This is a genomic window from Kitasatospora sp. NPDC040550 (assembly GCF_055594965.1).
Genome location: NZ_JBVIWC010000018.1, coordinates 108,211 through 132,406 on the forward strand (window position 1 = coordinate 108,211; position 24,196 = coordinate 132,406).

General features: G+C 73.0%; 20 protein-coding genes, 1 tRNA gene and 1 pseudogene. 15 read left to right on the forward strand and 7 right to left on the reverse strand.

Annotated elements, in window-relative coordinates; genetic code table 11:
- Positions 1-154: 154 nt before the first annotated feature.
- Entirely contained in the window at positions 155-775 is a 621-nt protein-coding gene (gene grpE / locus ACZ58X_RS25470; protein ID WP_470335908.1) for a nucleotide exchange factor GrpE, read from the reverse strand.
- Positions 772-2,619: a molecular chaperone DnaK gene (gene dnaK, locus ACZ58X_RS25475; protein ID WP_402484993.1), complete on the reverse strand. Its 1,848-nt coding sequence runs from the start codon at positions 2,617-2,619 to the stop codon at positions 772-774. The genes grpE and dnaK overlap by 4 nt, the downstream gene beginning before the upstream one ends.
- Before the next feature lie 382 nt (positions 2,620-3,001).
- Here dnaK and ACZ58X_RS25480 point away from each other — a divergent pair, with 382 nt between their 5' ends.
- The 4 genes and pseudogenes from ACZ58X_RS25480 to ACZ58X_RS25495 all read left to right on the forward strand — a co-directional run bounded on the left by ACZ58X_RS25480 (position 3,002) and on the right by ACZ58X_RS25495 (position 8,892).
- Entirely contained in the window at positions 3,002-5,224 is a 2,223-nt protein-coding gene (locus ACZ58X_RS25480) for a (Fe-S)-binding protein (RefSeq protein ID WP_470335909.1), read from the forward strand.
- A 308-nt stretch (positions 5,225-5,532) separates the two neighbouring features.
- A pseudogene (gene manB, locus ACZ58X_RS25485) lies at positions 5,533-6,597 on the forward strand (mannose-1-phosphate guanylyltransferase); the annotation flags it as partial.
- 201 nt (positions 6,598-6,798) lie between these two features.
- Positions 6,799-7,869 (forward strand): Yip1 family protein, encoded by a 1,071-nt coding sequence (locus ACZ58X_RS25490; RefSeq protein ID WP_470335910.1) that lies wholly within the window; start codon positions 6,799-6,801, stop codon positions 7,867-7,869.
- Positions 7,870-8,001: 132 nt separating this feature from the next.
- Positions 8,002-8,892 carry an alanyl-tRNA editing protein gene (locus tag ACZ58X_RS25495; protein WP_470335911.1) on the forward strand — a complete coding sequence of 297 codons (891 nt, stop codon included), beginning with the start codon at positions 8,002-8,004 and terminating at the stop codon, positions 8,890-8,892.
- A 174-nt stretch (positions 8,893-9,066) separates the two neighbouring features.
- On the opposite strand, the gene dcd is transcribed toward ACZ58X_RS25495, so the two are convergent.
- Together dcd and ACZ58X_RS25505 are read right to left on the reverse strand one after the other, a co-directional pair.
- Positions 9,067-9,642 carry a dCTP deaminase gene (gene dcd, locus ACZ58X_RS25500; protein ID WP_470335912.1) on the reverse strand — a complete coding sequence of 192 codons (576 nt, stop codon included), beginning with the start codon at positions 9,640-9,642 and terminating at the stop codon, positions 9,067-9,069.
- A gap of 70 nt (positions 9,643-9,712) precedes the next feature.
- Entirely contained in the window at positions 9,713-9,934 is a 222-nt protein-coding gene (locus ACZ58X_RS25505) for a hypothetical protein (RefSeq protein ID WP_360227361.1), read from the reverse strand.
- A 278-nt stretch (positions 9,935-10,212) separates the two neighbouring features.
- On the opposite strand from ACZ58X_RS25505, the gene ACZ58X_RS25510 reads away from it, so the two are divergent.
- A tRNA-Gly gene (locus tag ACZ58X_RS25510) sits at positions 10,213-10,286 on the forward strand.
- 213 nt (positions 10,287-10,499) lie between these two features.
- Positions 10,500-11,081, forward strand: a complete 582-nt coding sequence (locus ACZ58X_RS25515) for a hypothetical protein (RefSeq protein ID WP_470335913.1) — start codon at positions 10,500-10,502, stop codon at positions 11,079-11,081.
- Between the two features lie 488 nt (positions 11,082-11,569).
- Here the strand turns inward: ACZ58X_RS25515 and ACZ58X_RS25520 are convergent, their stop codons facing one another.
- On the reverse strand, positions 11,570-12,238 hold the full coding sequence (locus tag ACZ58X_RS25520) for a response regulator (protein ID WP_470335914.1): 669 nt from the start codon (positions 12,236-12,238) through the stop codon (positions 11,570-11,572).
- Entirely contained in the window at positions 12,235-13,467 is a 1,233-nt protein-coding gene (locus tag ACZ58X_RS25525) for a sensor histidine kinase (RefSeq protein WP_470335915.1), read from the reverse strand. Before ACZ58X_RS25525 ends, ACZ58X_RS25520 begins: the two co-directional genes overlap by 4 nt.
- 418 nt (positions 13,468-13,885) lie before the next feature.
- Between ACZ58X_RS25525 and ACZ58X_RS25530 the strand changes: the two genes are divergently transcribed.
- The 7 genes from ACZ58X_RS25530 to ACZ58X_RS25560 all read left to right on the forward strand — a co-directional run bounded on the left by ACZ58X_RS25530 (position 13,886) and on the right by ACZ58X_RS25560 (position 20,575).
- Positions 13,886-14,440 carry a GlcG/HbpS family heme-binding protein gene (locus ACZ58X_RS25530; protein ID WP_470335916.1) on the forward strand — a complete coding sequence of 185 codons (555 nt, stop codon included), beginning with the start codon at positions 13,886-13,888 and terminating at the stop codon, positions 14,438-14,440.
- Between the two features lie 194 nt (positions 14,441-14,634).
- On the forward strand, positions 14,635-15,057 hold the full coding sequence (locus ACZ58X_RS25535; protein WP_360227338.1) for a YunG family protein: 423 nt from the start codon (positions 14,635-14,637) through the stop codon (positions 15,055-15,057).
- Positions 15,058-15,121: 64 nt separating this feature from the next.
- Positions 15,122-16,093, forward strand: coding sequence for an NAD(P)-dependent oxidoreductase (locus ACZ58X_RS25540; protein ID WP_470335917.1), 972 nt, complete (start codon positions 15,122-15,124; stop codon positions 16,091-16,093).
- 161 nt (positions 16,094-16,254) lie between these two features.
- Positions 16,255-16,833, forward strand: a complete 579-nt coding sequence (locus tag ACZ58X_RS25545; protein ID WP_470335918.1) for a flavodoxin family protein — start codon at positions 16,255-16,257, stop codon at positions 16,831-16,833.
- Positions 16,834-17,181: 348 nt separating this feature from the next.
- Positions 17,182-18,288, forward strand: a complete 1,107-nt coding sequence (locus ACZ58X_RS25550; RefSeq protein ID WP_470335919.1) for an LPXTG cell wall anchor domain-containing protein — start codon at positions 17,182-17,184, stop codon at positions 18,286-18,288.
- A 205-nt stretch (positions 18,289-18,493) separates the two neighbouring features.
- Positions 18,494-19,720, forward strand: a complete 1,227-nt coding sequence (locus tag ACZ58X_RS25555; RefSeq protein WP_470335920.1) for a hypothetical protein — start codon at positions 18,494-18,496, stop codon at positions 19,718-19,720.
- A gap of 78 nt (positions 19,721-19,798) precedes the next feature.
- Complete coding sequence (locus ACZ58X_RS25560; protein ID WP_470335921.1) at positions 19,799-20,575, forward strand: MerR family transcriptional regulator; 777 nt, start codon at positions 19,799-19,801, stop codon at positions 20,573-20,575.
- An 87-nt stretch (positions 20,576-20,662) separates the two neighbouring features.
- On the opposite strand, the gene ACZ58X_RS25565 is transcribed toward ACZ58X_RS25560, so the two are convergent.
- On the reverse strand, positions 20,663-21,778 hold the full coding sequence (locus ACZ58X_RS25565; protein WP_470335922.1) for a helix-turn-helix domain-containing protein: 1,116 nt from the start codon (positions 21,776-21,778) through the stop codon (positions 20,663-20,665).
- Between the two features lie 239 nt (positions 21,779-22,017).
- Between ACZ58X_RS25565 and ACZ58X_RS25570 the strand changes: the two genes are divergently transcribed.
- Positions 22,018-22,722 carry an RNA polymerase sigma factor gene (locus ACZ58X_RS25570; RefSeq protein ID WP_470335923.1) on the forward strand — a complete coding sequence of 235 codons (705 nt, stop codon included), beginning with the start codon at positions 22,018-22,020 and terminating at the stop codon, positions 22,720-22,722.
- Positions 22,719-24,158 (forward strand): hypothetical protein, encoded by a 1,440-nt coding sequence (locus ACZ58X_RS25575; RefSeq protein WP_470335924.1) that lies wholly within the window; start codon positions 22,719-22,721, stop codon positions 24,156-24,158. Before ACZ58X_RS25570 ends, ACZ58X_RS25575 begins: the two co-directional genes overlap by 4 nt.
- Positions 24,159-24,196 lie beyond the last annotated feature (38 nt).

Consider the following 24,196-nt stretch of genomic DNA (forward strand, 5'->3'; position numbering starts at 1 on the left):
TCGCTCACCGCTCCCGACACCTCCCGATGTCCATCGTCACTGCGCTGTCAACAGCCGCCGGAAGAAGCGCTGCTGACAGCGCGCTGCGGAGCCGGCCGCCGTACTGGCCGGCGTACGACTCCGCAGCGCACTGGTTGTCAGCTGTCACAGGTTGTCAGCTGTCCGAGCCACCGTCGGACTTGTCCTTCTCGGCGGACTTCGCCTCGGCGTCCGGGCCGGGCGTCGTCTGGGTGCCGGGCTGGGGCTCGGCCACGGCGACCATCGCCGGGCGGATGATCCGCTCGCCGATGCGGTAGCCGGGCTGGAGGATCTGGACGCAGGTGTCCTCGGTGACGTCCGAGGAGTAGCTGTGCATCAGCGCCTCGTGCTGCGTCGGGTCGAAGGGCTCGCCCTCCTTGCCGAACTGCTGCAGGCCCAGCTTGGCGACGACCATCTCCAGGGAGTCGGAGACGGACTTGAAGCCGCCCGTCACCTCGCCGTGCTCGCGGGCGCGGCCGATGTCGTCCAGGACCGGGATCAGGGACTCCAGGATGTTGGAGACCGCGATCTCGCGGACGGTCAGCCGGTCGCGCTCGACCCGCTTGCGGTAGTTCTGGTACTCGGCCTGCAGCCGCTGCAGGTCCGCGGTGCGCTCGGCCAGCTCGCGCTTGGCCGCGGCGAGCCCCTCGGGGGCCTCGCCGGCACCGGCCGAGGCGGCTTCCTCGGCGGCCTTGATCACGGCCTCTTCGGCGGCGGAGTCGTCGCCGGGCTTGCCGCCCTGCGGCTTGTCCGTCATGCCGACGCACCGCCCTTGGGCTTCTCGTCGTCGACGATCTCGGCGTCGACGACGTCGTCCTCCTTGGCGTGGGCGGAGTCGCCGGCCGCGGCGGCACCGGCACCGGCGGCGTCGGCGTTGGCGTAGAGCGCCTGGCCGAGCTTCTGGGCGGTGGTGGAGACCTTCTCGGAGGCCTCGCGGATCTTCGCGATGTCCTCGCCCTTGAGGGCTTCCTTGAGCTCGCCGATGGCGGTCTCGACCTCGGTCTTGACGTCGGCCGGCAGCTTGTCGGAGTTGTCGGCGATGAACTTCTCGGTCGAGTAGACGAGCTGCTCGGCGGAGTTGCGGGTCTCGACGGCCTCGCGGCGCTTGTGGTCGTCCTCGGCGTACTGCTCGGCCTCGCGGCGCATGCGGTCGACCTCGTCCTTCGGCAGCGAGGAGCCGCCGGTGACGGTCATCTTCTGCTCCTTGCCGGTGCCGAGGTCCTTCGCGCCGACGTGCATGATGCCGTTGGCGTCGATGTCGAAGGTGACCTCGATCTGCGGCAGGCCGCGCGGCGCCGGCGGCAGGCCGGTCAGCTCGAACATCCCGAGCTTCTTGTTGTACGCGGCGATCTCGCGCTCGCCCTGGTAGACCTGGATCTGCACGGACGGCTGGTTGTCCTCGGCCGTGGTGAAGATCTCGGAGCGCTTGGTCGGGATCGTGGTGTTGCGCTCGATCAGCTTGGTCATGATGCCGCCCTTGGTCTCGATGCCGAGGGACAGCGGGGTGACGTCGAGCAGCAGGACGTCCTTGACCTCGCCCTTGAGGACACCGGCCTGGAGCGCGGCGCCGATGGCGACGACCTCGTCCGGGTTGACGCCCTTGTTGGCGTCCTGGCCGCCGGTCAGCTCCTTGACGAGCTCGGCGACGGCGGGCATGCGGGTCGAGCCACCGACCAGGACGACGTGGTCGATCTCGGAGAGCGAGATGCCGGCGTCCTTGATCACGTTGTGGAACGGGACCTTGCAGCGCTCCAGCAGGTCCGCGGTCAGCTGCTGGAACTGGGCGCGGGTGAGCTTCTCGTCCAGGTGCAGCGGGCCCTCGGCGGAGGCCGTGATGTAGGGCAGGTTGATCGAGGTCTCGGAGGACGAGGACAGCTCGATCTTGGCCTTCTCGGCAGCCTCGCGCAGACGCTGCAGGGCCATCTTGTCCTTGGACAGGTCGACGCCGTGACCGGACTGGAAGACCTTGACCAGGTGGTCGACGACGCGCTGGTCCCAGTCGTCGCCGCCGAGGTGGTTGTCACCGTTGGTGGCCTTCACCTCGACGACCCCGTCGCCGATCTCCAGCAGGGAGACGTCGAAGGTGCCGCCGCCGAGGTCGAAGACCAGGATGGTCTGGTCGTCCTTGTCCAGGCCGTAGGCCAGGGCGGCCGCGGTGGGCTCGTTGACGATACGCAGGACGTTGAGGCCCGCGATCTCACCGGCCTCCTTGGTGGCCTGGCGCTCCGAGTCGTTGAAGTACGCCGGGACGGTGATGACGGCGTCGGTGACGGTCTCACCCAGGTAGGCCTCGGCGTCCCGCTTGAGCTTCTGCAGCACGAAGGCCGAGATCTGCTGCGGGTTGAAGTCCTTGCCGTCGATGTTGATCTTCCACCCGGTGCCCATGTGGCGCTTCACCGAGCGGATGGTGCGGTCGACGTTGGTGACCGCCTGGCGCTTGGCCACCTCGCCGACGAGGACCTCACCGTTCTTGGCGAAGGCGACGACGGACGGCGTGGTCCGCGCGCCCTCGGCGTTCGTGATGACGGTGGGCTCGCCACCCTCCAGAACGCTGACGACCGAGTTCGTCGTACCGAGGTCGATGCCGACCGCGCGTGCCATCGTAGATACCTCCACGGAAGAGTTGAGCTTTACAGGCTCAAGGATGCACGACCCGGCGGGCAGCGTCAACAGCTATGAGTGTTCAGCACTCAACTTTGCTGACACCGGTCCGGAGGGGCGGGCGGGTTCCCGGCGCTCGCGACGGGGCGGCGCGCGTGCGGTCACGTGACTGCCGCCATAGCTTGGGAACCTTCTGGAGGACTGTTGGCGACCTGTAATGTCCGGGCCGTCGGCCCGGCAAGTTACCGACCAGTACAATCACTCGGAACCGCGGGCCCGCAGAACGCGCAGAACGAGAACCGCAGGACCGCAGGACCGCAGAAGCGCAGGACCGCAGAACCGCAGACACTGCTCAACCGCAAGCCGCAGGAGACGGAGAGCGATGCAACTAGCAGCGATCGTCATCTCGCTGGTCACGTTCGTGATCGGCACCGCGCTCGCCCTCCGTGCGGCGTGGCACATTTTCAGGGTCGTGCTGACCGGCGCGCCGGACACCACCCGCTTCGGCAGCCCCGCCCAGCGGGTGAAGACCCTCGCGACCGAGTTCTTCGGCCACACCCGGATGAACCGCTGGGGGATCGTCGGCATCGCCCACTGGTTCGTCGCGGTCGGCTTTTTCAGCCTCGTGCTCACCATCGTCAACGCGATGGGCCAGCTGTTCGACGCCGAGTGGGAACTGCCGATCATCGGCAACTGGATGATCTGGCAGCTCTTCGTCGAGCTGGTCGGCACCCTGACCACCCTGGGCATCGCCACCCTGATCGTGATCCGGCTGATGAGCCTGCCGTCCCGGTCGGGCCGCAAGTCCCGGTTCGCCGGCTCGATCGCCTGGCAGGCCTTCTACGTCGAGTACACGATCCTCGGCATCGGCCTGTGCATCCTGATGCTGCGCGCCCTGGAGGGCGCCCTGGCCGGCGTCGACTCGTACGGCCCGGAGCACCTGGTCTCGTACCCGATCACCTCGGCGCTGAGCGGGCTGTCGCACGGCACGCTGGAGAACCTGGTCTACCTGTTCGCGATGCTCAAGATCTGCATCTCGTTCGCGTGGGCGATCACCATCGGCCTGAACCCCTCGATGGGCGTGGCCTGGCACCGCTTCCTCGGCTTCTTCAACATCTACTTCAAGCGCGAGGAGGACGGCACCACCGCGCTCGGCGCGCTCCGTCCGATGACCAGCCAGGGCCGGCCGATCGACTTCGAGGACCCGGCCGACGACGCCGTCTTCGGCGTCTCCCAGGTCGAGCACTTCTCCTGGAAGGGCATCCTCGACTTCTCCACCTGCACCGAGTGCGGCCGCTGCCAGTCGCAGTGCCCCGCCTGGAACACCGGCAAGCCGCTGTCCCCCAAGCTGCTGATCATGAGCCTGCGCGAGCACGTCTACGGCAAGGCGCCGTACCTGCTGGCCGGCGGCGGCAAGGACATGGAGGGCACCGAGCAGGCCACCGCCGAGCAGCTCAAGGACGTCCCGGCGGCCGCCCTGGCCGAGGCCGAGCGCCCGCTGATCGGCACCGCCGAGGAGAACGGCGTCATCGACCCGGACGTGCTGTGGTCCTGCACCACCTGCGGCGCCTGCGTCGAGCAGTGCCCGGTGGACATCGAGCACGTCGACCACATCGTCGACATGCGCCGCTACCAGGTGATGATCGAGAGCAACTTCCCGACCGAGGCCGGGACGATGCTCAAGAACCTGGAGAACAAGGGCAACCCGTGGGGCATGGCCACCAAGGCCCGCCTCGACTGGGTCAAGGAGCTCAAGAAGGAGACCGGCATCGAGGTGCCGGTGATCGGTGAGGACATCGACCCCGCCGAGGTCGAGTACCTCTACTGGGTCGGCTGCGCCGGTGCCCTGGAGGACCGCGCCAAGAAGACCACCAAGGCCTTCGCCGAGCTGCTGCACACCGCGGGCGTGAAGTTCGCCATCCTTGGCAAGGAGGAGACCTGCACCGGTGACTCCCCGCGCCGCCTGGGCAACGAGTTCCTCTTCCAGATGCTCGGCGCGCAGAACGTGGAGACGCTGAACGCCGCGCTGGAGGACGCCCCGACCAAGCGGATCGTGGCCACCTGCCCGCACTGCTTCAACACCATCGCCAACGAGTACCCGCAGCTCGGCGGGCACTTCGAGGTGATCCACCACACCCAGCTGCTGCAGCACCTGATCGACGAGGGCAAGCTCGTCCCGGTCAACCCGGTCGAGGGCCTGATCACCTACCACGACCCCTGCTACCTGGGCCGCCACAACAAGGTCTACAGCCCGCCGCGCGAGATCATGGACAAGGTCCCCGGTCTGCGCCAGCAGGAGATGCACCGCCACAAGGAGCGCGGCTTCTGCTGCGGCGCCGGCGGCGCGCGGATGTGGATGGAGGAGCGCATCGGCAAGCGGATCAACACCGAGCGCGTGGACGAGGCGCTGTCGCTCAACCCGGACATCGTCTCCACCGCCTGCCCGTTCTGCCTGGTGATGCTCTCCGACTCGGTCAACGGCAAGAAGAACGAGGGCGCGGCCAAGGAGCACCTCAAGGTGGTCGACGTGGCCCAGCTGCTGCTCGACTCGGTGAAGGCGACCCCGCCGGCCGAGGCCGAGGAGCCCGCGACGGTCGACGCGTAACCGCGGTCACGCGGTCACCGTTCGCTGTTCGACAGTTCTGCAACAACCGCCCGGCCCGGTGGACGCCGCCAACGCGCCCGCCGGGCCGGGCTTTTCGGCGCCCCGGGCGACGGCCGGTGGTACGGCGGGCGGACGGCGAGTGACGTCAATCGCACGTCCGCCGGACGGGCATTCGGTCGGAAGGAAATACAGTAGGCGCCGGACCGGCCGCGAGCCGGTCGACCCGTTCAGGACGGGTTCAGACCACTGACGGAGGTATCGGCCCGCCGGGCCGGGCCGCGGAGAGCACAAGGGGAACAGCGCAGACCATGACCGAGGCGATCATGCTCGTCGGTGGTAAGGGCACGCGACTGCGTCCGCTGACCACCCACACCCCCAAGCCGATGCTGCCCGTGGCAGGCGTCCCGTTCATCGCGCACCAGCTGGCCCGTGCGGCCGCCGCCGGGGTCACCCGGGTGGTACTGGCCACCTCCTACCTGGCCGAGGTGTTCGAGGACCACTTCCAGGACGGCACCCCGTACGGGATCGAGCTGGTCTACCTGACCGAGCGCGAGCCGCTGGGCACCGGCGGGGCCATCCGCAACGCCGCCTCCGGGCTGACCTGCGGCCCGGACGAGCCGGTCCTGGTCTTCAACGGCGACATCCTCTCCGGCCTCGACATCGCCGCCCTGCGCGACGGCCACGTGGCCGCCGGGGCCGACGTCACCCTGCACCTCACCCGGGTGGAGGACCCGCGGGCCTTCGGCCTGGTCCCGACCGACGACAACGGGCGGGTGCTGGAGTTCCTGGAGAAGCCGGAGACGCCGGAGCAGATCGTCACCGACCAGATCAACGCCGGCTGCTACGTCTTCACCCGGTCCGTCATCGACCGCATCCCGGCCGGCCGCGAGGTCTCCGTCGAGCGCGAGACCTTCCCCGAGCTGCTGGCCACCGGCGCCCTGCTGCGCGGTGTCGTCGACACCTCGTACTGGCTGGACCTCGGCACCCCGGCCGCGTTCGTCCGCGGCTCGGCCGACCTGGTCCTCGGCAAGGTCGACTCCCCGGCCGTTCCCGGCCCCACCGGCGACGCCCTGCTGCTGCCCGGCGCCACCGTCCACCCGGGCGCGGTGCTCAGCGGCGGCACCGTGGTCTCCGCGGACGCGGTGGTCGAGGCCGGCGCGATCGTCGAGGGCAGCGTGATCCTGCCCGGCGCCGTGATCGGCCCGGACACCCTGGTCAAGGACTCGATCGTGGGCGCCTACGCCACCGTCGGCGACCGCTCGGCGCTGGACGGCGCGGTGATCGGCGACGGCGCGATCGTCGAGTCCGACAACGAGCTGCCCAACGGCATCCGGATCGCCTGCGGCACCCTGCTGCCGGTCGGCGCCGTCCGCACCACGGCCGGCCCGGGCGGCTGCCCGGCCGGCACGGCCGCGGCCGCCTCGGTGCACGGGCCCTCGGTCACCGCCCAGCGCTAGAGCCCCGGGCGTCCTCGTCGGACGACTTTCGGACCCGTTCGTCTCAGGCTCGCTGCAAACCGGCCCCGGCTCCGTCCGGGGCCGCCGCGCACTGGGCCGGACGGGTACCTTCGGAGCGTGGCTGGTAATCGATACGACAGCGGTCAGGGCGCCGACCGTCCGCACGGCGGATGGTCGGCGCCCCCGCCGCCGCCGGGGGCGCCCGGGGGGTACGGGCGGACGGACGGCCCCGTGGACGGGCCGGAGTACTTCACGGCCGCACACCCGACGGCGGCACCCGGCGGGCCGGGCACCCCGGGCGGCGGCGCGGGCGGTCCCGGGAGCACGGTCGGCGACGGGTACGACCCCTACGCGGCCGACCCCTACGCGGCCGACCCCTACGCGGCCGACCGGCCGGGCAACACCCGGGCCTTCCCGACGGCCGGCGACCCGTACCGGGGCGGCGCCCCGTACGGGCAGCAGCCGCCCTACGGCCACGAGGGCCACGGCTCGTACGGCCGGGGCCCGGACCAGGGCCGGTACGGCTACGACGACAACGGCGGCTCCGGGCAGCAGCCGCCGTACGGCCAGGAGCAGCCCCCGTACGGCCAGGACAACGTCACGGTCTACCGCGCGGGCGGCCAGTCCGCCCCGCACGTCAGCGGGCCCCGGCCGCAGTGGCGCGAACTGTTCGTCGGCATCGTCCGCACCCCGACCGCGATCTTCGACCGCACCCGCGACCACCAGGTCTGGCTGCCCGCGCTCAGCGTCTCGCTGCTGTACGGCGTGCTCGCGGTGCTCGGCATCGGGCTGACCCACGACGACATCGTCAACTCCACCTTCTCGGTGGCGCTGACCGGCCTGCTCGCCGCCGCCATCGGCTTCACCGTGGCCGGCGCCGTCTTCGGCGCGGTCACCTACGCGCTGGCCCGCCAGCTCGGCGGCGACGGCCCGTGGAAGTCGACGGTCGGCCTGGCCGCGCTGATCGGCTGGCTGACCGACGCGCCCCGGCTGCTGCTCGACCTGGTGCTGCCCTCGGGCAGTGCGGTGGTGCAGGTGGTCGGCTGGGCGACCTGGATGCTCTGCGCGTACCTGCTGACCACCATGGTCCGGCGGGTGCACGACCTGCCCTGGGGCAAGGCGGCGGCCGCCGCGGCGGTGCAGCTGCTCGCGCTGCTGGTGCTGATCAAGCTGCCGACGCTCGGGTGACCGGGCGGCACCGGCCGACGTGATCAAGGTCCCTGCCGCCGGTGCGGGGCCGGCAGGCAGAATGGTGGGCGGGTCCGGCCGGAAGGCCCGGGCCCGCCCACCCTCGTTCGTCGACCACCAGCGGAGCCAGCCATGACCCTCCCCACCACCCACGTCAGCTTCCCGGCCGGGGCGGTGACCGGGGAGTCCCCGGTGCTGGCGGTGCACCCGCTGACGGACGGCCGGTACGCGGTGGTGACCACGGCGACCCCGTTCCACCCGCTCGACCACACCTGGCCCGACCAGCCGGCCGACCACGGCACCCTCACCGTCGACGGCACCGAGCTGGCCGTGGTGGACTGCCTCACCGGCGCGGTCGGCCCGGACGGCGGCGCACCGCTGGTCGGCGCCGACATCCCGGTCAAGCGCGGCGACGAGGAGTGGTCCTGGCTGGTCCTGCACGTGCTCGCCGCCGACCCCGGTGACCTGGTCGGCCGCACCGCCGTGCTCGCCGTCGACACCGAGCGCCGGGCCGCCCTGAGCGCCTCGCACAGCGGCTGCCACCTGCTCGCCCTCGCCCTCAACGCCGCGCTCGCCCCGCGCTGGCGCAAGGACCCGGGCCGCTCCGACGCCTTCGGCAACCCCGACTTCGACAGCCTCGCCATGGCGAGCTCGGTGATGGACACCCAGGCCAGCACGGACACCTACCGGCTCGGCAAGTCGCTCAAGAAGAAGGGCTTCACGGTCGACGCCACCGAGGAGTTCCCCGCCCTCGCCGACGCCCTGCCCGCCCTCACCGAGGCCGTCAACGCCCGGCTGGCCGCCTGGGTCGCGGCCGACGCCCCGGTCCGGATCGACGTCCCCGGCCCCGAGCTGACCGCCCGCCGCCAGTGGCACTGCGAGCTGCCCGAGGGCGGCGCGCAGATCTTCTGCGGCGGTACCCACCTGCACCACCTCGGCGAGCTCGCCGAGCTGCGCACCGAGCTGCGGCTGTCCGAGGACGGCGCCGAGCTGGTCGCCGTCACCAGCCCCAAGCGGGCCTGACGCCGCCGGGCGGCTCCGCTGCCCGTCCGGCTCCGACGCCGGTCCGGCTCCGGTCGGAAAGGCCGACCGTCCGGCTCCGGTCCGGAAACGCCGACCGTCCGGAAACGCCGCGGGCGGCCACCCCCTGGTCGAGGGGGTGGCCGCCCGCCGTGCGTGCGCTCCGTCGCGGCGCGGTCAGACGTCGCTGCGGTGGAAGTTCAGGTACGAGCGGGACGGCGTCGGGCCGCGCTGCCCCTGGTAGCGCGAGCCGTAGCGCGCGGAGCCGTACGGGTGCTCGGACGGCGAGGAGAGCCGGAACAGGCACAGCTGCCCGATCTTCATCCCCGGGTAGAGCTTGATCGGCAGCGTCGCGACGTTCGACAGCTCCAGCGTCACGTGACCGCTGAAACCGGGGTCGATGAAGCCCGCCGTGGAGTGGGTGAGCAGGCCCAGCCGGCCCAGGCTCGACTTGCCCTCCAGTCGGGAGGCCACGTCCTCGGGCAGCGTGATGACCTCGTACGTCGAGGCCAGCACGAACTCGCCCGGGTGCAGGATGAACGCCTCGTCGCCGTCCGGTTCGACCAGCCGGGTCAGGTCCGGCTGCTCCTCGGAGGGGTCGATGTGCGGGTACTTGTGGTTCTCGAACACGCGGAAGAAGCGGTCGAGGCGCACGTCGATGCTCGACGGCTGGATCATCGCCGGGTCGAACGGGTCGATGACGACCCGGCCCAGGTCGATTTCGGTCCGGATGTCCTTGTCAGAGAGCAGCACGCTTCGAGGTTACGTGCACGACGGGGCCCCGGACGAATCCGTCCGGGGCCCCGTGTCCTCCCGTCGGCCGTCAGGCCAGGAACTCAGCGGCCTCCAACCGCATCGCCCGAGCCAGTTGGGCCGTCGACAGCTCCCGCACGTCGGCCAGCACCGAGCTCCGGAGCCGTCCGCACTGCGGACAGCGGATCAACCGCCCGGGCCCGAGCCGCCCGGGACCGAGGTTCTGCATCGGGAACGTGGTGGTGCTGAACAGGTGCCCCTCGGCACAACGAACGACGGCGCGCTGCTCCATCGATCCCCTTCCCATCCCTAACCCAGTACTCACCCGTACTCATCGCGCCCCGGCGGCCTGGCCCCGGGACAGCGTCACATTAGGGGATGTTCCGGACATTCCACACCATGGCTCGCCGCCCCGACCCCGCACCCACCGGGGCACTGGCACGCGGCCCACACAGTACGCCTCCCGCCCGCCCCCACCGGGCTCCGCCACGGCCCGGGACCGGCCGTGCAACCACTGTCGCGGATGGGGTACAGTGACACTGGAATGAGCAGTCTCTGACGGCTCATCAGGCGGGCGTAGTTTAATGGTAGAACATGAGCTTCCCAAGCTTAGAGCGCGAGTTCGATTCTCGTCGCCCGCTCCAGTACCGAAAGCCGCAGGTCATCTGACCTGCGGCTTTCGGCGTTTCGGGGGCGGCCGGGGCGGGGGCGTGCTGGGGTGGGGTGGTGGGTGGGCCGTGCCGGGTGGTGGGGTGCGGTGGGACCCGGGGCGGGGGAACTGTCCGTGCCCGGGGGCCGTCCAAGGAGTGACGGAATGCCTGCCCGGGTTGAACGCCGGGGGGAGTACGGAGGGCCCTGTGCAGTCAGGTGGTGCCGAGCTGAACCTGGGGTGCCCGGACGGTTTCCGCGCCGGCGCGGTGGCCGTGCCGGACTGGTGGCCGGTGTTGGCTCCGGATGTGACGGTCGATCAACTCGACGCCGGGGAGCGGTGCGAGGAGTTGCTGCGGGAGACCGTGGAGGCCCTCCGGCCGGTGCCGGTGTGGCAGGAGGCGGTGCCCCGGGCGGGGGTGCGGTTGGCGGCGCCGGGGCGGCGCGGGGCCGAGGTGCTCTGGTACGTGACCCGGGGGCGGGACCTGTTGACCGTCGTGTCGCCGGGCCGGCGGGCGGAGCTGGCGGGCGCGGTGGAGCGGCAGTGGCGGCGGCGGGGGTGGACGATCACCTCGTTGAACGCCGGGCGGGACCGGCCCGGGGTCGCCGCGACGACTCGGGACGGGTCCCAACTAGTGCTGTGCTTCGGTGAGTTCGGCGAGATCCGAGTGACCGCGAGCCTGCTCGGGGTGGCCCGCTCGGAGCGGGTGCCCGAGCTGCCGGGAGCGGGTGAGCCCGATCCGGCTCCGCTGCCCTACGTGCACTGCGCGTACTGGAGCGCACTGGTGTGACGGCTGGGGGCGGGTTACGGGGGAGGCGTGGAGCGAGTCCCCCCGGACCCGCTCCACGCCGCCACGTCGCGCGGCTTCGGCGCTGCCGCTCCCCCCGACACCCCGGCAGCCTCGCCGTTCCCCCCTGGCACCACCCTCCGGCGAGAGCGTCCGCACAGACCCGGCGAGTCCCCACCCCCGGGGACGTCGTGTTCTCACGCTAACAAACCGCGTGGTTGGTTTGTCAATAGTGAAATCCACGAAAAATCCACAATCGTGGCGATGTGGTCGGGCCGGTGTGATGGGCGTCCCACCAGGCAGTTGCGACCTCGTCAGGGGTGCCCGCGGCCGGGCCCGAGCCCGTACCGCCCGCCCGGGACGCGAGGAGCACGCGGCCTGGAATCCGACATTCCATGCATCATGACAGCACGGAGTGACACCGCGCGAGTGCCCAGCGCAGTGGAGGAGCGGGGCCCGACGGGCTCGCCGGGGCGGGTGGTCCGGGGCGGTCAGCGCAGCAGCCGGCGCTCCTTGGCCACCGCCACCGCGCCCGCCCGGGTGTCCACCCCCAACTTGTCGTAGATCCGGCCGAGGTGGGTCTTCACCGTCGCCTCGCTGATGAACAGCGCCCGGGCGATGTCCCGGTTGCCCAGCCCCTGCGCCAGCTGTTCGAGGATGTCCTGTTCGCGCTCGGTGAGCTGCGGCGCGGGCGCCCGCATCTGCGCCATCACCCGGGAGGCGACCGGCGGGGAGAGCACCGTCCGGCCCCGGGCGGCCGCGTGGACGGCGGCGAACAGCTCCTCCGGCCGCTCGGCCTTCAACAGGTAGCCGGTGGCGCCGGCCGCGATGGCCCGGGTGATGTCGGCGTCGGTGTCGTACGTGGTGAGGACCAGGACGTGCGGCCCGCCCGGGGCGGCGGTGATCCGCCGGGTGGCCTCCACGCCGTCGATGCCCTCACCGAGCTGGAGGTCCATCAGCACGACCTGCGGGGCCAGCTTGGCCGCCAGCGCGACGGCCTCCTCCCCGGTGCTCGCCTCGCCGACCACCTCGATGTCGCCCGCGCTGGCGAGCAGCGCCAGCAGGCCGGCCCGGACCACCGCGTGGTCGTCGCAGACCAGCAGCCGGACGGCGGCGGAGCCCTCCGGTGCGTCGCTCGACGGGGTGCGCGCTGCGTTCATCGGTGCTCCAGGGGGATCGCGGCGGAGACGACGGTGCCCTCGCCGGGGGTGCTCTCCACGGTCAGCGTGCCACCCAGCTGCCGCAGCCGGGCGCGCATGGCCGGCAGGCCGTACCCGCGGGTGCCGCCGGTCGCGCGGTGCCCGCCCGCCGCCGGGTCGAAGCCCTGCCCGTCGTCGGCGACGTCCAGCACGGCCTGGTCGCCCAGGAAGGACAGGGTGATCGCGGCCGCCGAGGCCCCGGCGTGCTCCCGGACGTTGGCCAGCGCGCCCTGGGCGATCCGCAGCAGCGCGGACTGCGCGGCCGCCGGCAGCGGGACGGGCGTGCCGTCCAGATGGAAGCGGACCGGCAGCCCGCTCTCGGCGGACTCCCGTTCGGCGAGCGCCCGCAGCGCCCGGTCCAGGGTGCCGCCGTCGGCGAGTTCGGCCGGGGCGAGGTCATGGACGAAGCGGCGGGCCTCGGCGAGGTTGCGGGCGGCCACCTCGGCGGCGGTGCGGACGTGGGTGCGGGCGGTCGCCGGGTCGGCGTCCCAGGTGCGGTCGGCGGCCTGCAGCAGCATCTGCTGGCTGGACAGGCCCTGCGCCAGCGTGTCGTGGATCTCCATCGCCAGCCGCTCGCGTTCGGCGAGCGTGCCCTCGCGCCGTTCGGTGGCGGCGAGTTCGCGCCGGGTGCGGACCAGGTCGGCGATCAGCGCGCGCTGCCGGGCGGCCTGCCGGGCCATGAACAGGAACACCCCGGTGGCCAGCGCGGCCACTGCGGGCGGCAGCAGGACGAGGGTGGCGTCCGTCGTGCCGGGCAGCCGGACCTCGGCGATCACCACCAGCAGCGTCAGGGCCGCCACCAGTGGGATCGCCGCCTTCGCGGGCAGCGCCCGCAGCCCGGTGTAGATCAGCGGGACGGCGCACCAGGCGAAGCTCGGCGCGAGCAGCACCAGCACCACCCAGAGCGCGACCACCAGCGCCAGCGGCCACCGGCGCGGCCGGCCCGGCGGGGTCGGACGGCGGTGGTCGAGCCAGGAGGCGGCCGGCTGGGCGACGGCCAGGGCGGCGCTCAGCCCGATCACCCAGGGGATCCGGGGGCTGCCGGCGTGGTGGGTGAGGTAGCGGCTGAGCGCGGCGGCGAGCAGCAGCAGGAAGGCGGAGTCCAGCAGCAGCGCCAGCCGTCCGGCGTCCGGGTCACCGGCGTCGCGCCCGCCCGGGGGCGGGCCGGCGGACGGGCGGGGCTGCTGCACGGGGGGCTCCTGGCGCTACGGGCTCCGGACGGGGCTCGGCCGACGACGCGACGGCGCTCGGCGGACGACGCGACCACGCGACCACGTGACCACGTGCCACGCGACCACGCGACGGCGCGACGGCGCTCGGCCGACGGCCGAGCAGTGTCGGGCGAAACGGTACGGACCGGCGCCCGGCGCACTGACCTGCGCCGATCCCTCGATGCTGACCCGTCCGGCCCGGTCCCGCATCAGCCGATCGGTTGACGCCGGCGTCCCCCATCATGCCCGGACGGTCGCGCCGGACCGTCGATGCCGCGCGCCCGGATCCGGCCGGAGGATCGGAGCAGAGCCGGGCGGTCCCCCCGCCGCCCGGCCCAGAACCCGCCGCGGACCCCGCGAACCCCGCGGACCCGCCGTCCCGTTGAGGAGCTGGACCATGAAGAAGACCTCCGTGCGCACCCGGGTGCTGACCGGCACCGCCGCCGTCGCCGCGCTCGCCGCCGCCGGCGCCGTCTCGGCCAGCGCTGAGACCACCGAGACCCCGGCCGCCCCGGCCGCGGTGAAGGTCGACACCCAGAACAAGAACCTCGCCCAGAGCACCGGCCTGACCATCGACGCCGCCACCCGCGCCGCCCAGGCCGCCCTGGACGCGGCGACCAAGGCCGGCCAGCACGTCTCCGTCGCCGTGGTCGACCGGGACGGCGTCACCCGGGTGCTGCTCAAGGGCGACGGCGCCGGCCCGCAGGCCCCGGAGTCGGCCGAGCGCAAGGCCTTCACGGCGGTCTCCTGGAACGCCCCGACCTCGGAGCTGGCCAAGCGCCTGGCCCAGGCCCCGAACCTCAAGGACATCCCCGGCACGCTGTTCCTCGCGGGCGGCGCCCCGGTGCAGGCCAAGGGCGCTCCGGTCGCCGCCGTCGGTGTCGCGGGCGCGCCCAGCGGCGACCTGGACGAGCAGTTCGCGCAGGCCGGCGTGGCCGCCCTGGCGAAGTGACCCGCCCCGGCCGGTCGGCCCGCCGCCGGGGCCGACCGGCCGGGCGAACTCCCGTACCCGGCACCCGCCGTGCTTCCGGCCCACGGCCCGGGGCGGACTCGTTCGGGTGAACAAGGGGAGGGTCGCCGCAGAACAGGCGGTGACCCTTTGAAAAGCCGGTGTCGTTGTCAGTGCCGCGTGGCAGGCTTCCCGGTATGACGGCGTGGACCCTCAACGACATCGAACGTGCGATCCGCTCCTCCTGGGGTGTCGACACCTGCGCGCCCGAGGACCAGGCCCGCTGGCGTCCCGACAATCCCGCCCGCGGCCAGTGCGGTGTGACGGCCATGGTGGTGCACGACCTGCTCGGCGGCGAGCTGATGATGGGCGAGGTGCACGTCGACGGGGTCCGGACGGACCTCCACTGGTGGAACCGCTTCGCCACCGGCTTCGAGATCGACCTCACCCGGGAGCAGTTCGGCCCGGGCGAGCTGGTCGGCCCCGGTCGCCCGGTCGCCCGCCCGGCCCGCCCCGGCCGGCTCCAGGCCCAGTACGAGCTGCTGCGCCACCGGGTGGTCACCGAGTTGGAGCGCGGCGCCTCCGCCGGCCGCCTCCGCCGCCCGGCCCGGGTCGCGTAGCCATCCGGCCCTGGCCCTGGCCCTGGCCCCGGCTCCAGCCCCAGCGGCGGCGGGGTCGGCCCGGGTGTCCCCGGCCGGCCGAACTCCCCTGACGTACAGTCGCTTCCGGACGAACCAACGTACGGGTGACGGCGGCGAACGGAGTGCGCGGATGAGCGGGGCGACGGTCGGTTTCGTGGGGCTGGGCGCGATGGGGCAGGGGATGGCCGGCAGCCTGCTGCGCGCCGGCCACGCCGTACGGGTCTGGAACCGCTCGCCCGAGCCGGTAGCCGCCCTGGTGGCCCAGGGCGCCGAGGCGGCCGGCTCGCTCGCCGAGGTGTTCGCCGCCGACACGGTGGTCTCGATGCTGGCCAACGACCAGGCGGTCGAAGGGCTGCTGCTCGATCCCGGGCTGCTGGCGGGCGCCAAGGCGACCCTGCACGTCAACATGGCCACCGTCTCGCTCGCCCTGGCCGAACGAGCCGAGGAACTGCACGCCCAGCACGGCATCGGCTACGTCGCCGCGCCCGTCCTCGGCCGACCGCCGGTCGCGGCCGCGGGGAAGCTCAACATCCTGGTCGCGGGCGCACCCGAACTGCTGGACCGGGCCGAGCCGCTGTTCGCCGCGATGGGCGAGCGCAGCTGGCACTTCGGCGACCGCCCCAGGCAGGCCAACACCGCCAAGATCAGCACCAACTTCCTGCTGGCCTGCGCGATCGAGTCGATGGCCGAGGCGTGCAGCCTGGCCGAGGCCCACGGGGTCCGGCCCACCGACCTGGTCGAGATGCTCAGCGGCACGCTCTTCCCCGGGCCGGTCTACTCCGGCTACGGCTCGATGGTGGCCGAACGCCGCTACGAGCCGGCCGGGTTCCGGCTGCCGCTCGGCCTCAAGGACGTCGGCCTGGCCCTGGAGGCCGGGGCCGCGCGGCACGTCCCGCTGCCCTTCGGCGGCATCCTGCGGGATGCCTTCCTGGACGCGCTGGCGCACGGCGACGGCGAGAAGGACTGGGCGGCCGTCGCCGAGGTCGCCCGCCGCCGGGCCGGGCTGCCGGACTGACCGACCGCCGCCCCGGCCGTCGCCCCGGCCAGCCGCCCCCGCCCCGCCCCGCCCTGGAGCCGGAGCCGGGGCGGGCGCGGCGGGTGCGGCGGGCCGTGGAATACCCGGCGGTCCGCCGGTGCTCGCCCGGGTGTCCACAGCACCTGACAGGGGGAGTACCGATGACCGACCAGCCCTCCGGCGCCGGGGCGCCGCGCCGCTTCCTGTTCCTGGACGCGAGTTCGCGCGTGAACGGCAACACCGCACAACTCGCCCGACTGGCCGCCGAGTCGAGCCTTCCCGAGGGCGCCGAGCAGCAGTGGCTGCGGCTCGACGAGCACCCGCTGCCTCCCTTCCAGGACCTGCGGCACACCGGTGACGGCCGCTACCCGGAGCCGGTCGGACCCGAACGGACCCTGCTGGAGGCCACCTTGGCAGCCACCGACCTGGTCTTCGTCGCGCCGCTGTACTGGTACACGATGCCGACCAGCGCCAAGCTCTACCTCGACTACTGGTCGGCCTGGTTCCGGGTGCCCGGGGTGGACTTCCGGGACGGCATGCGCGGGGGCACGCTGTGGGACGTCACCGTGCTGGCCGGCACCGAGGAGCACGTCGAGCCGCTGATCGGCACCCTCAAGCTGACCGCCGAGTACATGGGGATGCGCTGGGGCGGTGCGCTGATCGGCAACGGCACCCGCCCGGGGGACGTCCTGCGCGACGAGCGGGCGCTGATCGCGGCCAAGTCCTTCTTCGCGGGCTGACCCGACCGGCCCCCCGCCGCAGACCGCCGCCACGGGACCCCCACCAGGGGACCCCCGCCACCGACCGATGCATTCGCGCCATCCGGGCCCCTGCGCTACCGTCCTCCCGGGCGTGTACCCGTCACTTTGCGGTCATCCTTTGTCGGGTGCAAAAGCCCTACCGCCGGACGGAGTTGGGCGATTCGGACGCCCCGGGCCCGGTCCTGTGACGGAACCGGGCACCCGCCTTCCGAAGTGGCCGAATCGTTCGGTACTCTCCGTCGGACTTTCAGCTTCGCGGGGGAGTAGCGGCGTCTGCGGCCGCCCCCTCGCGCCCGGGCCTCGCCCGGACACTTCCGTGAGGTCTCCTTGTCCATACGTCGCAGTCTTGCCCTGGCCGGCGTCGCCGCGCTCACGTCCTCGCTGGTGCTCACCGGCGCCCAGGGCGCCATGGCCGTCGGTTCCACCGGCACCCCGTCCGCCGCCGCTCAGGCCGCGCAGGCGAAGCACCAGAACCTCGACCTCTCGGTGCGGGGTGTCCCGGACACCTTCGTCGCCGGCGGTGACGCCCGCGTCTTCTCCTACCGGATCCAGAATTCGACGAAGAACGACTTCGTCGCCTTCCCGCTCCTCAAGTTCAAGAACAAGGCCGGCACGCTCAAGGCCAAGGACCTCAAGGTCGAGTACCAGCTGCCGGGCGGCCTGCCCGGCGGCGGCACCTGGCGGACCGGTTCGATCGCGCCCGGCGGCGGTGACGGCGACGACAGCGCGGTGCTGATCCTGCTCGGCGGTGTGAACGACGGCGGTCCCGCCGACGACGCGCTGCTCTACCTCGCCCCGGGCAAGCGGATCGACATCGACGTCCGGGTCTCCTTCACCAAGGACACCCCGCTGGGCAAGGCCGGTGTCGTCCCGGTGGTCTTCTCGGCCAACGCCGACGACGAGTCCGACAACGGCCATTTCAGCTGCGACGGGATCAAGGGCGCCGGCTTCACCATCAAGGCCGGTGGCGGTGGCAAGCCCACCCCGACCCCCACCCCGACCAAGACCGGCAAGCCGACCCCGAGCACCAGCGCGTCGCCCTCGGCGACGACGACGGGGACCCCCACCCCGGCGCCGACCACTCCGGCTCCGACCACCCCGGCGCCGACCACTCCGGCCACCGGCACCGCCTCGCCGTCGGCCTCGCCGTCCGACTCCGGCGCCCCGACCACCCCGGCCCCGACCGCCAGCAGCACCGACGTGCAGCAGCCGATCGACTTCCCGGTGGACGTGCCGAAGGTCACCCCGCCGAAGATCACCCCGGCCGTCGTCACCAAGGCCAAGACGGCCGCCGCCGACGCGGACAAGACCCTCGCCACCACCGGTGGCGGTGACGACACCACCATGATCGCGGCCGCCGGTGGCGCCGTCCTGGTCGCCGGTGTCGGCACCCTCGTGGTGCTCCGCCGCCGCAAGGCCGGCCAGCAGGGCTGATCCGGGCACGACCCGGGCCCGACCCGGAGGGGCTCCCGCTGAGGGACCCCACTGCCGCCCGACCGCCGTCGGGGACGGACCTCCGTCCCCGACGGCGCGGCGCCGGCCGCTCCCCGGGGGCGGCGGCACCGGGCGGCACGGGCGGTTCTCCTCCGTCACATAGGATGTCCGGCCGGAGGGGGCGGAACGGCGGGGAGAGGTACAGGTGCGGGGAGATCGCACGGCACGGGCCACCACCGACTACGAAGCCACGACCGGTCGGATCGCGGGTCTACCGCTCCGCCGGCACCACGTGCTGCTGACGGCGTGGACGGTGCTCTGGTTCTTCCTGGTGGAGCCCAGCGGCGGCTTCTCCTGGCACTACCTGCGCCAGGGCGAGCAGCTGCTGTTCAGCAGCCAGCCCGACGGCGGCCTCTCGCTCTACGCCCACCACCCCGAGCTGCAGATCGGCCCGGTCAGCCTGGCCGCCGCCCGGCTCACCGCCCCGTTCTCGCCGCACATCGGCCAGCTGATCGCCGAGGCGGCGAGCGCCGGGCTCGGCCTGGTGATGCTGGTGCTGGTCGGCCGCACCGCCGCCCTGTACTACCTCGGCACCGGCACCAACCACCGCCGGCTCCAGCAGCGGCTGCTGATCGCCGGGCTGGCGTTCATCCCGATGTGGGTCGAGGTGTCGGTCCGCTTCGCGCACCTGGACGACGTCCTCGCGCTGTTCTTCACCACCCTCGCCGCGCACGCCCTGGCCCGCGGCAAGCCCGTCCAGGTCGCGGTCTTCCTGGCCCTGGCGGTCGATTCCAAACCGTGGGCGATCGCCTTCGCCCCGCTGATCCTGGCCCTGCCCCGGCCCGCCTGGCTGCGCACCGCGCTCTGGTTCTGCCTGCTGGTCGCGATCGCCTGGCTGCCGTTCTACCTGGGCAACCTGGACACCATGGCGGCGGCGAAGTTCACCATCCCGAACCAGCCCGCTTCCGCGCTGCGCTGGTTCGGGGTCACCGACCCGGCCACCCCCTGGTGGGACCGTCCGACCCAGTTCGCGCTCGGCATCGGCCTCGGCTGCGTGGCCGTCTGGCGCGGGCGCTGGCCGGCCGTGGTGCTGCTCGGGGCGGACGCCCGGATCCTGCTCGACCCGAGCGTCTACACGTACTACACGGCCTCGATCCTGCTCGGCACCCTGCTCTGGGACGCGGTCGGGCAGAAGCGGCTGGTCCCGTGGTGGAGCTGGATCGCGCTGGCCGCGCTGTACGGCGGCACACTGCTGCTGCCGTCCGACGCGGCCCGCGGCTTCGTCCGGCTCGCCTTCGTGGTGGTCTCCGCCGCGTACGTACTGCTCTGGCCCACCCAGCAGTCCCGCCGGCCGCGGCCGCCGGCGCAGGGCGGCGGAGAGGGCCGCCGGCGCACCGCCCGGCGGCGCGAGCGGGAGCTGGTCGACGCCTGAGGCCTCCCGGGAACACGGCTTGACCCTCACGCGACGTGAGAGCGGAGGGTGGTGGTCACCACCAGGGAGGAGCTCCGGATGAACGGGGACGAGGGCTACGCGGTCGGCGCCGTGGCGAAGATCGCCAAGGTGACCGTCCGCACCCTGCACCACTACGACGAGATCGGACTGCTGTCCCCCGCGGGACGCACCCGGGCCGGCTACCGCCGGTACGTGGACGCCGACCTCGACCGGCTGCAGCAGATCCTGTTCTACCGCGAGCTCGGATTCGCCCTGGAGGAGATCGCGGCGATCCTGGACGACGAATCGGTCAGCCCGACCGAGCACCTCCGGCGGCAGCACCGACTGCTGACCGACCGGATCGGCCACCTCCAGGAACTCGCCACAGCCGTCGAACACGCCATGGAGGCACGCAGGATGGGCATTCAGCTGACCCCGGAGGAGAAGTTCGAGATCTTCGGCGAGGGCTACCGCGAGGAGTGGGAGCAGGAGGCCGAGCAGCGCTGGGGGAAGACCGAGGCCTGGGCCGAGTCCCAGCGCCGCACCGGCGGCTACGGCAAGGCCGACTGGCAGCGGATCCAGGAGGAGACGACCGGGCTCAACGCCCGCCTGGTCGCGGCCGTCACCGCCGGCGAGCCCGCCGACGGCGCCGCGGCCATGGACCTCGCCGAGGAGCACCGGCAGCACATCTGCCGGAACTTCTACGACTGCACGTTCACCATCCACCGCGGCCTGGCCTGCCTGTACGTCGAGGACCAGCGCTGGACCACCACCTACGAGGAGCTGGCCCCCGGCCTGGCGCGGTGGCTGCACGACGCCATCGTCGCCAACGCCGACCGGCACGAGAAGGCGTAGGGGTACGGGGGGCGCGCAGCGGCGCGGGGGTTCGCTGCGCGCCCCGCTACGCGATCCCCCACCGGGCGGCCCCGCTACGCGACCCCGCTACGCGACCCCGCGCCCGAAGGAGCGCCGGTAGGCGGTCGGTGAGGTGCGCATCACCCGGCCGAAGTGGTGCCGGAAGGTCGCGGCGCTCTCGAAGCCGACCGCCGCGGCGACCTCCTCCACCGAGCCCTCCGGCGCCTCCAGCAGCGTCAGACTCGCCGCGATGCGCTGGGTGACGACCCAGCGCATCGGGCTGGTGCCGTTGCGGGCGGTGAAGTGCCGCAGGTACGAGCGGTCCGACATCCGGGCGGCCCGGGCCAGCACCGAGACGGTGAGCGGCTCGGCCAGGTGGTCCAGCGCCCACTGCATGCTGCGGGCGATCCCGTCCTCGTCCTCCTCGACCGGACGGACCGCGGCCTCGATGAACTGCGCCTGCCCGCCGTCCCGGTGCGGCGCCACCACGAAGCGGCGGGCCACGTTGTTGGCCACCTTGGCGCCGTGGTCCCGGCGCACCAGGTGCAGGCACAGGTCGATCCCGGCGGCGCTGCCCGCGCTGGTCAACACGTCGCCGTGGTCGACGTACAGCACGTCCGGGTTGACCCGGACCCGCGGGTAGCGCTGCTGGAGCAGGTCGGCGTACCGCCAGTGGGTGGTCGCCTCCTTGCCGTCCAGCAGTCCGGCGGCGGCCAGCGCGAAGGCGCCCGAGCAGATCGAGACGATCCGGGCGCCGCGTTCGTGCGCCGTCCGCAGCGCCTCGACCAGGCCGGGGGAGACCTCGCCGCCGAAGGCGTTGCGCACGCCGGGGACGATGACGGTGTCGGCCGCGGCGAGTTCGTCCAGGCCGTGCCGGGCGGTCAGCGCGAAGCCGCCCACCGCGTCCAGGGGTGTGCCGGGCCGGTCCGCGCACACCTTGAGTCCGTACCAGGGTGCGGCCAGCAGCCCGCCCAGCTCGGGCCGGGCCAGCCCGAACACCTCGACCACCACGCCGAGTTCGAACGGTGCCATGCCCTCGAAGGCGTACACCGCGAGGTCGTGCACGGGCTCCGGGCGACGGCCGATGGTGACGGCCACCGGTCGCGGCCGGGCGGGCCGGTCCCCGGCGACGTCCTCGGTGACGTCCCCGGTGACCTCGCGGGCGGCATCCTCGGTGATCTGTCCGGCGATCTGCTCGGCCATGCGAACCCCCTGCTCACGGGTGGCGGAACTGCCGGTGAGTGTAGTCGTCGCGGCCCTCCCGGAACTTCCCGCGAACCCCCCTGCAACCTCCACCCGCGCCACACGTCCATCAGTACGGGGGCGGAGGGATTTCGGGTCGGACGCGACTGCGAGGATCTCCCCGATCACGATCTTGATCAGGTGCCTGACGGTCGGGCGAGCACGCCGCCACACCGTCCCGGGGGAAAGCAGAACCGCACATGTCCATGGCCATCGGCCCGTCCGCCGCGCCACGGTGGGGGCGCGGCTTCTCCGTCCGCGGAGTCCGCGGAGTCCGCGAAATCCGCGGAGCGGTCGTCGCGCTGTTCGGTGCGCAGGAGGCAGGCGCGCCGGCCTCCACGCGCACCGCGGAGCAGCAGCCGGCGCAGCGCCGCTCCGGCTTCCGGCTGGTGCGCGGCGGCCGCGGGCCCGCGGCGGACCGGCCCACGCTGACCGACCTGTACCACGCCCACCGGCTGGGCCTGGTCCGGATGGCGGTCCTGCTGGTCGACCACCAGGACCTGGCCGAGGACGTCGTGCAGGAGGCCTTCACCCAGCTCTACCAGCGGCACGGCGAGCACCTGGACGACCTCGACAACGCGCTCGGATACCTGCGGACCTCGGTGGTCAACGGTGCCCGCTCGATGCTGCGCCGCCGCAGGACCGCCCGGGAGTACGTGCCCCCGCACGAGGCGGACGCCCCCTCCGCCGAGGACCACGCGGTGCTCAACGACGAGCACCGACGGGTGCTGGTCGCTTTGCAGGAGCTGACCCCCCGCCAGCGTGAGGTGCTGGTGCTGCGCTACTGGTCCGACATGTCGGAGGCGCAGATAGCGGAGACCCTGGGGCTCTCCCGGGGCGCCGTGAAGTCCACTGCCAGCCGGGGCCTGGACGCCCTGGAGAAGCACCTGGAGAAGGTTCGATGACCGACAACTTCCCCCGCTCGGGCGGCGGTGACGGCGGTGGGCCGGCCGAGACCGCTACCGAACGGCTGCTCCGCGAGGCGATGAACGCCCGGGCCTCCCTGCTCACCGTCCACGACCTGCGCCCGGCCGCACCCCCGCAGGGCCGGGTCCGCAGGCTCCGCCCGGTGTACCTGACCGCCGTGCCGGTCCTCGCCCTGGCCGCCTCCGTGGGGATCGGCCTGCTCGCCCTCCACGGCGACCCGGTCGCCAAGCAGGACGTCCCCCCGCCCCCGGCCGCGACCATCACCGCGTCCCCGACCCCCGGTCCGGACGTGACCCCCGGTCCGGACGCGTCGCCCACCCCCGACGGGACCGCCGCCACGACCGGCGGTCCGGCCACGGACCGGCCGCTCGCCGACGCCGTCCCGTCCTCCTCCGGCCCGGGCGTGCCGACCGGGCCGGGCACGCCGTACACCTTCCGCGGCGTCAAGTGGAAGGTGCCGGCCGGCTGGAAGGCCGTGCCGCTCTCGGACCAGGCGGTCTGCCTGCTGAGTCCGGGCGCGCCGACGGATCCGCAGCGGAACTGGTCGTCGGCCGCGTGCGCGCCGTACGGCGTCCAGGTCACGGTGTACAGCTCGGCGGGCGAACTCGAGGGCGGTGCCTGGCCGACGACCGCCGACCTGGACGCCCCGGCCGGCTGGGCGCACCAGGGCAGTTGCCCGGTCTGGGGCAACCCCCACCCGCCGGCGGCGGGCGAGCTGAACAGCGCCGGTCCGACGAAGAGCACGGTCACCGTGGCGGGGAGTCCCGCGGTCAGGTCGCAGTGGCAGGTCACCTGCGGCAGCGACTCCTTCACCACCCAGCTGTGGGCCCTGCCCAAGGACCAGGTCTTCGTCTCGGCGCAGGGGCTCAAGTCCGACTACCAGCCCGGGCTGGCGGCCATCGTCAACAGCCTGGACCCGAGCGGCCACCAGGCCCCGGTGGCGGCGGCGCCCGGCCCGAACGACCTCGCGGTCAGCATCGACGGCCTCGCCTCCGGCCAGCAGCTGCGGATCGGCAGCGCGGTCGCCACCTTCTCGGTGACCTTCCGGAACACCGGGCAGGGCACCTACGACCAGGTCCAGCCGCTGGTCTTCACGGACCGCTACGGGGGCACCCCGACCGCGCCCGGCCAGCAGCTGCCCAACGACGGCAAGCTGGAGGTGCAGACGGACGGCGGCTGGTCGGCCCGGGCGATGTCCCGGGGGAGCGACACGTCCTTCGCGGTGGCGCGGGACCAGGAGGTCTTCTCGCTGGGCCCGGGGCAGAGCAAGCGGCTGACCTACCGGCTGATGATCGGGCCCAAGGACGGGACCGGGGACATGCCGCTGAGGGCGCAGGCCCTGCTGCCGTACCGCGGCAGCGGCGACCCGACTGTGCTCGGGCACCAGGACATCGCGCTCAGGATCGTCCAGTAGCGCGCAAGGGCCCGGCCTCCCCGCAGTGGGGCGGCCGG

Excerpts from the sequence above, each read along its gene's own strand:
- grpE (WP_470335908.1), bottom strand. The coding sequence starts at position 775 with ATGACGGACAAGCCGCAGGGCGGCAAGCCCGGCGACGACTCCGCCGCC.
- dnaK (WP_402484993.1), bottom strand. The coding sequence starts at position 2,619 with ATGGCACGCGCGGTCGGCATCGACCTCGGTACGACGAACTCGGTCGTC.
- ACZ58X_RS25480 (WP_470335909.1), top strand. The coding sequence starts at position 3,002 with ATGCAACTAGCAGCGATCGTCATCTCGCTGGTCACGTTCGTGATCGGC.
- ACZ58X_RS25495 (WP_470335911.1), top strand. The coding sequence starts at position 8,002 with ATGACCCTCCCCACCACCCACGTCAGCTTCCCGGCCGGGGCGGTGACC.
- ACZ58X_RS25505 (WP_360227361.1), bottom strand. The coding sequence starts at position 9,934 with ATGGAGCAGCGCGCCGTCGTTCGTTGTGCCGAGGGGCACCTGTTCAGC.
- ACZ58X_RS25520 (WP_470335914.1), bottom strand. The coding sequence starts at position 12,238 with ATGAACGCAGCGCGCACCCCGTCGAGCGACGCACCGGAGGGCTCCGCC.
- ACZ58X_RS25530 (WP_470335916.1), top strand. The coding sequence starts at position 13,886 with ATGAAGAAGACCTCCGTGCGCACCCGGGTGCTGACCGGCACCGCCGCC.
- ACZ58X_RS25535 (WP_360227338.1), top strand. The coding sequence starts at position 14,635 with ATGACGGCGTGGACCCTCAACGACATCGAACGTGCGATCCGCTCCTCC.
- ACZ58X_RS25545 (WP_470335918.1), top strand. The coding sequence starts at position 16,255 with ATGACCGACCAGCCCTCCGGCGCCGGGGCGCCGCGCCGCTTCCTGTTC.
- ACZ58X_RS25560 (WP_470335921.1), top strand. The coding sequence starts at position 19,799 with ATGAACGGGGACGAGGGCTACGCGGTCGGCGCCGTGGCGAAGATCGCC.
- ACZ58X_RS25565 (WP_470335922.1), bottom strand. The coding sequence starts at position 21,778 with ATGGCCGAGCAGATCGCCGGACAGATCACCGAGGATGCCGCCCGCGAG.
- ACZ58X_RS25570 (WP_470335923.1), top strand. The coding sequence starts at position 22,018 with ATGTCCATGGCCATCGGCCCGTCCGCCGCGCCACGGTGGGGGCGCGGC.
- ACZ58X_RS25575 (WP_470335924.1), top strand. The coding sequence starts at position 22,719 with ATGACCGACAACTTCCCCCGCTCGGGCGGCGGTGACGGCGGTGGGCCG.